This is a genomic window from Nocardioides sp. SR21, from assembly GCF_022761125.1.
Lineage (GTDB): Bacteria > Actinomycetota > Actinomycetes > Propionibacteriales > Nocardioidaceae > Nocardioides.
The window spans coordinates 297730-309077 of the sequence record NZ_JAKWJR010000004.1; the positions used below are offsets into that span (position 1 = coordinate 297730).

12 protein-coding genes are annotated in these 11348 nt (G+C 72.5%); 6 read left to right on the top strand and 6 right to left on the bottom strand.

The window, feature by feature from the left end:
• Positions 1-16: 16 nt before the first annotated feature.
• The 3 genes from MJ604_RS09780 to MJ604_RS09790 are packed head-to-tail and all read right to left on the bottom strand — an operon-like array spanning position 17 to position 3738.
• Positions 17-538 (bottom strand): bifunctional adenosylcobinamide kinase/adenosylcobinamide-phosphate guanylyltransferase, encoded by a 522-nt coding sequence (locus MJ604_RS09780; RefSeq protein WP_243058152.1) that lies wholly within the window; start codon positions 536-538, stop codon positions 17-19.
• A 9-nt stretch (positions 539-547) separates the two neighbouring features.
• On the bottom strand, positions 548-3058 hold the full coding sequence (locus tag MJ604_RS09785) for a DUF4153 domain-containing protein (protein ID WP_243058153.1): 2511 nt from the start codon (positions 3056-3058) through the stop codon (positions 548-550).
• Positions 3055-3738, bottom strand: a complete 684-nt coding sequence (locus tag MJ604_RS09790) for a response regulator transcription factor (RefSeq protein WP_243058154.1) — start codon at positions 3736-3738, stop codon at positions 3055-3057. The genes MJ604_RS09785 and MJ604_RS09790 overlap by 4 nt, the downstream gene beginning before the upstream one ends.
• 121 nt (positions 3739-3859) lie before the next feature.
• Here MJ604_RS09790 and MJ604_RS09795 point away from each other — a divergent pair, with 121 nt between their 5' ends.
• A complete protein-coding gene (locus MJ604_RS09795) occupies positions 3860-4456 on the top strand; it encodes a TetR/AcrR family transcriptional regulator (protein ID WP_243058155.1) in 597 nt (198 codons plus the stop codon).
• A 4-nt stretch (positions 4457-4460) separates the two neighbouring features.
• Here the strand turns inward: MJ604_RS09795 and MJ604_RS09800 are convergent, their stop codons facing one another.
• A complete protein-coding gene (locus MJ604_RS09800) occupies positions 4461-5552 on the bottom strand; it encodes a TIGR03857 family LLM class F420-dependent oxidoreductase (protein ID WP_243058156.1) in 1092 nt (363 codons plus the stop codon).
• Positions 5553-5704: 152 nt separating this feature from the next.
• On the opposite strand from MJ604_RS09800, the gene MJ604_RS09805 reads away from it, so the two are divergent.
• Positions 5705-6343, top strand: a complete 639-nt coding sequence (locus MJ604_RS09805) for a TetR/AcrR family transcriptional regulator (RefSeq protein ID WP_243058157.1) — start codon at positions 5705-5707, stop codon at positions 6341-6343.
• A 51-nt stretch (positions 6344-6394) separates the two neighbouring features.
• Entirely contained in the window at positions 6395-7279 is an 885-nt protein-coding gene (locus tag MJ604_RS09810; protein ID WP_243058158.1) for a hydroxymethylglutaryl-CoA lyase, read from the top strand.
• A gap of 18 nt (positions 7280-7297) precedes the next feature.
• Here the strand turns inward: MJ604_RS09810 and MJ604_RS09815 are convergent, their stop codons facing one another.
• On the bottom strand, positions 7298-7939 hold the full coding sequence (locus MJ604_RS09815) for a GntR family transcriptional regulator (RefSeq protein WP_243058159.1): 642 nt from the start codon (positions 7937-7939) through the stop codon (positions 7298-7300).
• 44 nt (positions 7940-7983) lie between these two features.
• Here MJ604_RS09815 and MJ604_RS09820 point away from each other — a divergent pair, with 44 nt between their 5' ends.
• From MJ604_RS09820 to MJ604_RS09830, 3 genes are read left to right on the top strand one after another with little or no spacing between them, the layout of a single operon-like run.
• Positions 7984-8970, top strand: a complete 987-nt coding sequence (locus tag MJ604_RS09820) for an aldo/keto reductase (RefSeq protein WP_243058160.1) — start codon at positions 7984-7986, stop codon at positions 8968-8970.
• A 35-nt stretch (positions 8971-9005) separates the two neighbouring features.
• Positions 9006-9518 (top strand): SigE family RNA polymerase sigma factor, encoded by a 513-nt coding sequence (locus MJ604_RS09825; RefSeq protein ID WP_243058161.1) that lies wholly within the window; start codon positions 9006-9008, stop codon positions 9516-9518.
• A gap of 1 nt (position 9519) precedes the next feature.
• Positions 9520-10608, top strand: a complete 1089-nt coding sequence (locus MJ604_RS09830; RefSeq protein WP_243058162.1) for a hypothetical protein — start codon at positions 9520-9522, stop codon at positions 10606-10608.
• Here MJ604_RS09830 and MJ604_RS09835 read toward each other — a convergent pair.
• Entirely contained in the window at positions 10573-11271 is a 699-nt protein-coding gene (locus MJ604_RS09835; RefSeq protein ID WP_243058163.1) for a DedA family protein, read from the bottom strand. The two genes, MJ604_RS09830 and MJ604_RS09835, sit on opposite strands and share 36 nt — an antisense overlap.
• Between the last annotated feature and the right edge of the window lie 77 nt (positions 11272-11348).

An 11348-nucleotide genomic window follows, 5' to 3' on the forward strand; every position in this document is an offset into this window, starting at 1 on the left:
CCCTCCGGCACCCGCGTCAGAGCCGCAGCACCCGACCGGCGACGACAAGGTGCACCTCGTCGACACTCGCGGCTACGCGCAGGTTCACCGTGCCGAGGAGGTCGCGGAACAGCCGGCCGGAGCGGTGCTCGGGGACGACGCCGAGGCCGACCTCGTTGGTGACGAGGACGACCGGACCCGACGGGGAGGCAAGAGCATCGAGCACCGGTGACAGACGACCCGCGACGAAGTCGGTGACCTCGTCGGACGGCGCCTCCCACAGGCCGGCGTCGTCGACGATCGCGTTGATCCAGGTGCCCAGGCACTCGACGATGACGGCGCCGGGAGCCGACGAGAGAGCAGCGTCGAGCGTGCTGGTCTCGACCGTCTCCCAGTGCGCGGGCCGCCGTTCCTGGTGGGCGGAGACGCGCGCCTGCCAGTCGGCGTCGTCGTACGCCGGCCCTGCGGCGACGTACCGCACCGCGGGCTGGTCGGCGAGGAGTCCCTCGGCGTGGAGGGACTTCCCGGACCGGACACCTCCGGTGACGAGCACGCGCATGGGGACACGCTAGGGGGTGCTCGCGGAGCACGGCGCCGAGGGCGCCACCGGGTCCTCGAGGTACGGCGCGGCGCGGTGGCGGCCGAGGTTCCACTCCAGCCAGTCGTCGTCGATCGGGTCGCGGCCGGTCAGCGCGCAACCGGCGACGTCGGCCGGGAGCGTGTCGAGCACGGGTACGGCGTCGTCGGAGAGCTGCTGCAGGTAGGACCAGTCGATCTTGCCGGTCTCCTCGTACCGGTCGATGTTGTGCTGCGCGACCCAGGCGTCCGGGTTGATCGCAGCCAGCAGGAGCAGGGCGCTCGCGCCGCTGAGCAGCGCGGTGCGCGGGAGCCAGGTGGCACTGAGCCGGACCCCCGCCGCGAGCACGCCGACGATCATCAGGCCCAGCCAGGCCTCGAAGACGTCCACGAGCAGGCGCAGCTGCGTGAAGCCGTACGCCTCCTGGTAGACGTGCATCCGGTACAGCGCGGACGCGACCACGACCAGCGTCAGCACGCAGAGCAGACCCAGCGACCCGCGCAGCCAGCCGAGGTCGGCCGGCGTCGACCGCGGCGCCTTCCGCGCCGCCGCCCACACGACGAGGAGCGTGAGCGCGGTCGCGACCGTGAGCTGGCCGAAGCCCTGGTGCACGTACTCCGCATAGGTGAGCCCGGTGGTGCTCTCGACGTACGAGTGACCACCGAAGATCACCGACGCCTGCGCCGCGAGGAACACCAGGAACACCGCGTCGACCAGCAGCACCGGCACCAGCCACTCGTAGCGATGCGCGACCGGCCGCGCCGGGCCTCCCGTGGTGTCGACGTTCGGCGGGTTGATGGCGACGTACGCCGCCGCCAGCACCACACCGCCCACGGCGACGGCCACGAACGCCCGCAGCACGAACGAGCCGAGGTCGAGGTCCGGGATCAGCGCGCCCACCCACTCGGCGAAGATCGCGTCGGCCGAGGCGAACAGCAGCCCGAACACCGCCACGCCCAGCAGCGACAGCAGCCCGGTGCGCAGCGCCGAGGCGCTGGACCCGTGGCCGCTCACGGCGCGAGCGGACCGTCCCAGCCATGGCATCCCACGCAGGGCGGCGAGCGGCCAGGCGATCGCGGCCAGCACGAACGACGGCAGCGTGCGCCCGTCCACGAGCGCGGCGACGCACACGGCACCGCCGGCCATCAGGCACAGGATCACGATCCACTCCGCGTCGCGGACGAACGTGGTCGCGGCGAGCAGCACGCACAGCCCGGCGCACGCGAGCGTGAACGGCGAGCGCCGGTTGACGCTGAAGCCGAGGATCACGCCGCCGGCGGCGAGCAGCACGAGGAACGTGCCGATCCCGAGCCCGCGGAACGGCAGGATCACGGCCGCCAGCACGCCCACGCCGAGGCAGGCCAGGACCGCGCGGGCGTTCCCGGGGACCCCGTCGTCCGGCCAGAACCGGCCGAACAGCGAGTCCATCGCCGGCTCCGGGGCCGGGACGGTTGGTGGCGTCGGTGCCGGGACGACCGGCGTGGGCTTCGTCATGAGGGGCTCCTCGATGCTCGTGGGGAGGTCGACGCGCACGCGCGCGCCGGTGCTCGGGGGCTCGGGGTCGACGACGTGGATGACGCCGCCGTGCAGGTCGGTCACCCAGCGGGCGATGGCGAGACCGAGACCGGTGCCGCCTCCGCCCTCGGTCTCCGTGAGGGTCCCGAACCGCTCGAAGACCCGTTCCCGATCGGCCGCCGGGATGCCGGGACCGTCGTCGGCCACCTCGAGCCGCCAGCCGGTGGCGGTCCCAGTGGCGCTGACCCGTACGACGCCACCGGCCGGACTGTGCCGCGACGCGTTGTCGAGCAGGTTGGTGACCAGCTGGAGCAGCCGGGCCGGGTCGGCGGTGACCGCCAGCGTCGGCGGGGTCACGCGGACGTCGTACCGCACGTCGCGGCCGGTCGCCCGGGCCTCGGCCACGGCGTTCTCGAGCAGCACCACGACCGGGACCTCGGCGGTGGACAGGTGGGCTTCGCCGGCGTCGACGCGAGCGAGGTCGAGGAGGTCAGACGCCAGTGCAGACAGGCGTTCCGCCTGTCCGAGCGCGACGCGCAGCGTCTCGGGGTCGGGCTCGGCGACCCCGTCGGCGAGGTTCTCGAGCACCGCGTACAGCGCGGCCAGGGGAGTGCGCAGCTCGTGGCTCACGTTGGCCACCAGCTCCCGTCGCTGCCGGTCCACCGCGCCCAGGTCCTCGGCCATGCTGTTGAACGCCTTGGCCAGCTGCCCGACCTCGTCGCTCGACATCGCGGTCACCCGGGTGGAGTAGTCGCCGCGCGCCATCCGCCTGGCCGCGGCGGTCATCTCGCGCAGGGGGGACGTCATCCCGACGGCGAGGAGCTGGGTCACCCCGAGCGCGAGGGCGACGGTGACGGGGAGGCTGAGCCAGGACGGCACCCCGCCGGCCGCGCCGATCGCGGCGACGGCCCAGGCCACGGTGACGCTGGCCGCGACGAGCAGCCCGAGCTTCACCTTGACCGAGGTGACCTGGTCCAGGGCGCTCATGAGGCGGCCCGCGGCTCGAGCGCGTAGCCGACGCCGTGCACCGTGCGCACCCGGTCGGAGCCGATCTTGGCGCGCAGCGCCTTGACGTGGCTGTCGACGGTGCGGGTCCCGGAGGCGCCGGGCCACCCCCAGACCTCGGTGTACAGCTCCTCCCGGGTGATGACCACGCCCGGGCTGGCCGCCAGGCAGGCGAGCAGGTCGAACTCGGTCGGCGTGAGGTGCACCTCGTCGCCGGCGACCCAGACCCGGCGCGCGGCGGCGTCGAAGTGCAGGTCGCCCAGGTCGGCGACCGGACGGGCGGCCAGCTCGGCGGCCCGCTCGACCCGGCGCAGCAGGGCGGCGACCCGGGCCACCAGCTCCCGCATCCGGAAGGGCTTGGTGAGGTAGTCGTCGGCGCCGACCCCGAGCCCGACCAGGATGTCGGCCTCGTCGTCGCGTGCGGTGAGCATCAGCACCGGGACCGGACGCTCGGCCTGGATCCGGCGGCACACCTCGTGGCCGTCGTACCCGGGCAGCATCACGTCCAGGACCACCAGGTCGGGCGAGGTCGCGGCGCAGGTCGCGACGGCGCTCGGCCCGTCGAAGGCCTGGACGACCTCGTGGCCCTCGGCGCGCAGGCGATCGGCGACGGCTTGGCTGATGATCGGCTCGTCCTCGACGACCAGGATCGTGGCTGGCATGCAGCCGAGCCTAGGAGCGGGACCGGTCGGGAATCGGGGACGACTCGTGGAGGTTCTGTGGAGATCCTCCTGTGCTGAGAACGTCCTTGTATTCAATACAGAGGTGTTCCAGAATGGCCGGGTGGCGGCCACGACGAGGACCAACCGGCGCTCGTACGACGCCTCGCGCCGCCGTGCCCAGGCGGAGAGCACGGTCGCCGCGGTGCTGGAGGCGGCGGCGGAGCAGTTTGTTACCCGCGGTTGGACCGTCGGCATGCGCGACATCGCACAGGCGGCCGGGGTGTCGGTCGAGACCGTCTACGCCACGGTCGGTAACAAGGCCGCGCTGCTGCTGCGGGTGCTCGAGCTGGCCGGCTCCGAGCGCCCCGAGGTCGGCTCGCTGGGCCAGGGGCGCCGCGCGGAGCGGGTCGCGGCCGTCGCGCACCTGATCACGGCGTTCCACCAGCGCACCGCCGAGCTGCGGCGCACGCTGAGCCACGCAGCGACCGGGGATCCAGCGCTCGCCGAGCGCTGGAGCGAGTACGACGCGCGCCAGCGCGCCTGGCTCACCCTCGGCGTCCGTCAGCTGCTGGGCCGGCCGCCCGACCTGGACCTGGTGGACGGCATGGCCGCGCTCGGGAGCCCCGAGGTCTACCTGCAGCTCACCGAGAGCGCCGGGTGGAGCCCCGAGAAGTACCGCCGCTGGCTGGCCGACCGGATCGACCAGCTGCTGCCGTAGCGGCTCAGCTCATCCAGCCGGGGTTCGCCGGCAGCTCGGGCGTGGTCGCCGGGCGCAGCTTGCGGTAGGCGCGCAGGACGCCGGACAGCTGGGACGGTGTGGCGCCGTGCATGATGATGCTGTCGACCCCGGTCGCCGGGAACTGCGCGATCACCTGCTCGGCGCAGGACCGCTCGTCGCCGGTGATCGCCGCGGCCAGCCACTCGGCGGGGATCACCTTGTCCCGCAGGTACTCCAGGTCGTCGACGGTCCCGACGGTGTCGAAGGCGCCCTGGAACGACGTGACCTTCGGGTCCTCCCGGAACCGCTGGAGCGCGGCGGGGTCCCAGTCGTTCGCGGCGACCAGCGTGTCGCCGTATCCCTGGAGGTACGTCGCCAGCCGCCCGACGGTCTTGCGCAGCCGGGTCTGCTCGTCGATGGCGTCGTCGATCACCGCGGTGCACGCCCAGATCCGGACCGACGCCGGATCCCGGCCGGCCTCCTCCGCCGAGCGGCGTACCGCCGCGACCGAGCGGGCCACGGCCTCGTCGGACATGTAGGTGTGCAGCACGACGGCGTCGGCGATCCGGCCCGCGAGCGCCATCGACTTCGGGCCGATCGACACCATCAGGATCGGGATCTGCTCGTCGAGCGGGCTGACGGTGAACAGGTACGGGTACTCGCCGGCCGGCCCGGAGTGGCCGAACTGCTCCCCGCGCCAGAGGCGGCGCAGGATCTCGAACGAGTCGGTGAGCTGCGCGTTGGTGATGCGGGGGAGGCCCATCAGGTCGAACAGCGGCGCGAACCCGCGGCCCAGCCCGAGCGCGAACCGGCCGCCGCTCGCCCGGTGCGCGGTGGCGGCCATCGTCGCGGTGATCAGCGGGTGCCGGGTGTTGTGGTTGGTCGCGGCCGTGGCGATGCCGAGCCGGGTGGTGGCGGCCACGGCCATGCCGGCCATCACCGCGGCGTCCTTGAAGTTGAAGCGCTCGGAGAGGAACACCGACCCGAGGCCGAGGTGCTCGGCCTGGCGGACCTCTCCGATCAGGTCGGCCGGGTTGTCCGAGTGGCCCGCGAGACCGTAGAAGCCGAGCTCGGGGAACTCCGGTGTGTCCGACATCGATCCTCCAGGTGAGTGGGCCGCGCCCACTTCTACCGTGACCGTCCGCCGTCGCGCCAGGATTCGTCCGAAATTCAACGGGTTGACGTACCCTCGGTGTGGGCTCGGGACCCAGCAACGTCGAACCATGACTGTCGATTGGACCGAAGCCGGTGGAAACCGCCCCTACCGACTGGCGCGTCTGCCCGCCCGTCGAGCTCACCCCCCTGCTGCGGCACGCGGCCGAGGCCTTCTTCGACCAGGGCTTCCACGGCACGTCCGTGCGTGACATCGCGGGCCGGGTCGGCGTGACCGTGCCGGCGCTGTACTACCACCACGAGAACAAGGAAGCGATCCTGCTCGCGGTGCTGCGGTCGTCGATGGTGGACCTGCTGCCCCGAGGGGAGGCCGCGATCGCGGACGGGCACGGCGACCCGGTCCTCGAGCTGGCGAACCTCGTGCAGTCGAACGTGCTGCACCTCGCCCGCCGGGCCCGCTTCGTGGCCCTCGACTCCGAGACCCGGTACCTGAGCCCGCAGGCGCGCAACGAGTACATCGAGCTGCGGCGGGCCGTGGAGCGCCTGACCCGCAAGGTCGTCCAGCGCGGGGTCGACCGGGGCGTGTTCCACGCCGTCGACGTCGCGGTGTCGACCCGTGCGATCCTCGGCATGCTCCAGGCGATCCCGCGCTGGTACAAGGACACGGGGGAGATGAGCCCGAGCCAGCTCGCCCAGCGCTATGCCGAGCTCTCGCTCGCCCTGCTCGGCATCCCGCCGGAGGAGTGCGCCCGGGTCAGCGCCTCCGCGTCCTGACGGCGTGAGACTCTGCTGCGCGATTGTATGCAATGTAGGTACCATCGAGCCGTGGAGATCATCGAGGTCGGGCCTCGCGACGGCCTGCAGAACGAGTCCGTGCTGGTGTCGACCGAGGACAAGGTCGCGCTCATCGAGCGCAGCATCGCCGCCGGCCTGCGCCGGATCGAGGCGACCAGCTTCGTGCACCCGGGCCGGGTCCCGCAGATGGCCGACGCCGAGGCCGTGATGGCCGCGGTGCCGCGCCGCGACGGCGTGTCGTACATCGGGCTGGTGCTGAACCGTCGCGGCTTCGACCGCGCGGTCGCAGCCGGTGTCGACGAGGTCAACTGCGTGGTCGTCGCGTCGGAGACGTTCAGCCAGCGCAACCAGGGCATGTCCATCGCGGACTCGGTCGAGAACGTGCGCGGGCTCGCCGAGGAGGCGCGCACCGCCGGGCTGACGCTGTCGGTCACGATCGCCGCGTCGTTCGGCTGCCCGTTCGAGGGTGAGGTCCCGGAGTCGACCGTCCTCGGCATCGCGCGCCAGGTCGCCGACCTCGGCGTCGACGAGATCGCGCTGGCCGACACGATCGGTGTCGGCGTACCGGCGCAGGTACGCCGGCTGCTGGCCGGCCTGGCCGAGGTCGCGCCGAACGCCCGGACCCGCGCCCACTTTCACAACACCCGGAACACCGGCTACGCCAACGCGATCGCCGCGGTCGAGGCCGGGGTCGCGTCGCTCGACTCGTCGACCGGCGGGATCGGCGGCTGCCCGTTCGCCCCCGCGGCGACCGGCAACATCGCCACCGAGGACCTCGTCTACCTGCTGGACCGCAGCGGCATCACCACCGGCGTGGAGATCGCGCCCGTCATCGAGACCGCCGACTGGCTGTCCGACGTGCTCGGCGAGAAGGTCCCGGCGCTTCTCGGCAAGGCCGGCACTTTTCCCGTCTAGGTCCCGTCTAGGTCCCGGCTAGCCCTCGAGGTGCGCGACGAGCACGTCGCGACCCTGGAGCACGTGCTCCCGCATCAGCGCCGACGCCCGGGAGGCGTCCCCGGCGACGATCGCGTCGCGGATCAGCTGGTGGAACAGGTGTGACCGCTCGGTCTCGGCGCGGTCGAACTGGCGGAACGCCTGGAACGACAGGGGTACGTCGACGGTGCGGTCCAGCAGCTGGCCGAGCCGGTCGTGCCGCGCCGCGGCCAGGACCGTGCCGTGGATGCGCCGGTTCGCGTCCGCGATCAGGCGCGTGACGTCGAGGGGGTCGGACTCGTCGTCGGCCAGCGCCCGGTCGAAGTCCGCGATCGCGGCGTCGAGCTCCTCGACCTGGTGCGGCTCGATGCGTGCGGCGGCGAGCTCGGCGGCGTACGCCTCCAGCTGGGCGCGCAGGCCGTAGAGGTCCGAGAGGTCCTCGATGGTCATGTCGCGCACGACCGCGCCGCGGTTCGGCTCGCTGTGGACCAGGCCCTCCGCCTCGAGCCGGCGCAGCGCCTCGCGCACCGGGGTGCGCGACAGCGCGAACTCCTCGGCGATCCGCTGCTCGATCAGCCGCTGACCGGGCTGGTAGCGGCCCTCGACGATCGCCTGGCGGATCTGGGCGTAGGCGGTGGTCACGGACTCAGCATCCCAGATTGCACACAATCCGCTAGCCTCGAGCCGTGGACATGCGCACACTCGGTCAGGGCCTCGAGGTCTCCGCGCTCGGACTCGGTTGCATGGGGATGAGCGCCAGCTACGGCCCCCGGCCGGAGCGCGCGGACATGGTGGCGGTGGTCCGCGCCGCCGTCGAGCGGGGGGTGACGTTCTTCGACACCGCCGAGGTCTATGGGCCGTTCGACAACGAGGAGCTCGTCGGCGAGGCGCTGGAGCCGGTGCGCGACCAGGTCGTGATCGCGACCAAGTTCGGCTTCGACATCGAGCCCGACGGCACCCAGCACGGCCTGTCCAGCCGCCCCGAGACGATCCGCAGGGTGGCCGACGAGGCGCTGCGGCGGCTCCGCACCGACCGGATCGACCTCTTCTACCAGCACCGTGTCGACCCCGACGTGCCCATGGAGGACGTCGCCGGCGCGGTCAAGGACCTGGTCGAGGCCGGCAAGGTCGGCCACTTCGGCCTCTCCGAGGCGGGTGTCGCGAACATCCGCCGCGCGCACGCCGTCCTGCCCGTGACCGCGCTGCAGAGCGAGTACTCGCTGTGGTGGCGCGAGCCCGAGGCCGAGATCCTGCCGGTGCTCGAGGAGCTGGGCATCGGCTTCGTGCCGTTCAGCCCCCTCGGGCGCGGCTTCCTGACCGGCAAGCTCGACCCCAACGCGACGTTCGGCGCCGACGACATCCGCGCCAGCATCCCGCGCTTCGCGGCCGACGCGATGGCCGCCAACCAGGCGATGGTCGACCTGCTCGCCCGGATCGGCGCCGACAAGGACGCCTCCCCGGCGCAGGTCGCGCTCGCCTGGCTGCTCGCCCAGAAGCCCTGGATCGTGCCGATCCCCGGCACTCGCAAGGTCGAGCGTCTCGAGGAGAACCTCGGCGCCGCAGCCCTCACGCTGACCGCGGACGACCTGCAGGCGATCGACGCCGCCGCCGAGCAGATCCAGGTCGCGGGCGAGCGCTATCCCGAGCAGATGGACCGGATGATCGACCGCTGACGCAACCTTCCGCCGGCTTCGGTAGTCATCGGAGCATGGACGTTGTGACGAGCAGGTCGGACACCCCGACGTTCGAGGAGTACGCCAGCGGCGCGTGGCCGTCGCTGTACCGCTACGCCTACCTGCTCACGGGCAGCCACGCGGACGCCGAGGACCTCGCCCAGCAGACGCTCGTGAAGGCGTACGGCGCCTGGTCGAAGGTCGTGCGGGCGGACTCGCCGACGGCGTACCTGCGCCGGACGCTCACCAACACCTACCTCACCCAGAAGCGGCCGAAGGCGCGCCGGGCCGAGGTGCTCACCGACGAGCCACCCGAGCGAGGTACGGCACCACCGCCGGGGCCGGAGGACCGGATGGTGCTCTGGCCGCACGTCCGCTCGCTGCCGCCGCGGCAGCGAGCCGTCGTGGTGCTCCGCTACTACGAGGACCTCAGCGAGCAGCAGATCGCCGACGTGCTCGGCTGCTCCACCGGCAACGTGAAGTCCACGGCGCACCGCGCCCTGCAAGCGCTCCGGGGCGCACTCGAGACCGATGGGAGGGAGGGCTGACATGCACGACGTCGAGGAGATCCTGAACCGGGAGCTGCACGAGGTGGCCGACGGCCTGCGCGTGCCGCCGCTCCCCACCCTGTCCGAGGACACGCGGCGCCGGCCCTGGCTGCCGGTGCTGGCCGCGGCCGCGGCGCTGCTGGTCGTGCTCGGCGTGGTCGCGGTGGTCGCGATCAATCGCGGTGGTACGGCGCCCGAGCCGGCACCGTCGCCGACCGAGACCGCGTCGACCGCGCCGCCCGTCCCGGTCTCGACGGACCCGCCGACGGTGCCGTACACGCTCGACGGCCGGCTGTACGTCGACGGCGAGCAGGTGCCCGGGACCTGGTGGTACCTGTCGGTCGGTGGCCCGACCTGGCTCGCGATGAACGCCGACGACCAGACCTGGTACTGGGGGCGCGGGCCGGAGCTCAACGAGGTCACGGACATGTGGGTCGACCTCGCTCCCGTCCTGTCGCCCGACGGACGCTTCGTGGCGGTCGTGCGGGACTACGGGCTCGCGAGCCTCGATGACACGAGCGACGGCGGCGAGGTGGGCTCGCTGCCGGTCCAGCTCGGCGAGCCGGAGCTGCGCATCCGGGCCGTCACCGACGACGGCTGGGTGATCGTCCAGGGTGCGAGGACCGCGACTCTCTGGCAGCCGCTGGCTGACGGTCGGACCGTCGACCTGGCCGTGACCGCACCGGGTCAGATCGTCCGCGCGAGCACGGCGGCCGGGTTGTGGGTGTCGAACGCCGAGGAAGGGCCGGCGTACCTCGCCGACATCTCCGAGGACGGCCGGCTGACGACGGTCGTCGATCTCCCGGACCTCGACAGCCTCGCGGTCAGCCCGGGCGGCGAGTGGATGGCGTGGACGCCCCTGGGAAGTCTCGGCGGCGAGGTCACCGAGCTCGGCTCGCTCGAGGCCGGCACCGTCGACGGTGGACGGAGCACGACGTTCACGCCGCCGGACGGCTGGGGCTTCAAGGTCCAGGACTGGATCTGGGAGGACGACGACAGCCTGGTCTCCACCGTGGTGAAGGGCCGGGCCGAGCGGATGGTCCGCTGCAGCGTCCTAACCGAGACCTGCGTCCTGCTCGACGCTCCCTGACCGGCGCTCCCGCCGGACCCGGCGCGCGACCACGAGGAACACGATCGCGACCACGACCGTCGACGCGAGCGCCGACATGACGACCGAGGCGAGCGGTGCGTCGACCAGGGCGGTGCCGACCAGGTAGGCGACCGAGCAGTTGTAGACCGCCCACATCGTCCCGCCGAGCGACGACCAGCGCACGAAGTCCCGGTAGGGATGGCCGGACAGCCCCATGCTGGCGTTGACGACGAAACGCATCCCCGGCAGGTAGCGGCCGAACACGATCAGCTCGGTGGTGGTCGACCCGACGATCTCCTGGGCGGCAGCGACCTTCGGGTTCTTCAGCGCCGAGTCGAGCCGCGCCTGCACGCGCGGCCGGAACAAGCGGGCGATCCAGTACAGCGTGGAGTCGCCGACGACAGCACCGAGCGCGCCCGCGAGCATCACCCAGTGCAGCTCGAGCACGCCTTGGGCAGCCAGCGTCGAGGCGGTGTTCAGCGTGGTCTCACCGGGCAGGACGGCGATCACCGCGTCGCCGAGCACCAGCGCGAACACCGCGACGTACGGCCAGACGTCCTCCGGACCCTCGACGGGTGGCTGGTCGGCCGCGACCGAGTAGGCGCCGGCTGCCAGGAGCAGGCAGATGGTGAGCCACGCCCACAGCAGCCAGTACTTCTTCACCGGTGGATTGTGGCGTGCGGGGTGATGTTGCCGACTCACCCGGACCGAGTGAGGTGGGCGGGCCCGCGGGCTGCGAG

Excerpts from the sequence above, each read along its gene's own strand:
- MJ604_RS09780 (WP_243058152.1), bottom strand. The coding sequence starts at position 538 with ATGCGCGTGCTCGTCACCGGAGGTGTCCGGTCCGGGAAGTCCCTCCAC.
- MJ604_RS09785 (WP_243058153.1), bottom strand. The coding sequence starts at position 3,058 with ATGAGCGCCCTGGACCAGGTCACCTCGGTCAAGGTGAAGCTCGGGCTG.
- MJ604_RS09790 (WP_243058154.1), bottom strand. The coding sequence starts at position 3,738 with ATGCCAGCCACGATCCTGGTCGTCGAGGACGAGCCGATCATCAGCCAA.
- MJ604_RS09800 (WP_243058156.1), bottom strand. The coding sequence starts at position 5,552 with ATGTCGGACACACCGGAGTTCCCCGAGCTCGGCTTCTACGGTCTCGCG.
- MJ604_RS09825 (WP_243058161.1), top strand. The coding sequence starts at position 9,006 with ATGGACGTTGTGACGAGCAGGTCGGACACCCCGACGTTCGAGGAGTAC.
- MJ604_RS09830 (WP_243058162.1), top strand. The coding sequence starts at position 9,520 with ATGCACGACGTCGAGGAGATCCTGAACCGGGAGCTGCACGAGGTGGCC.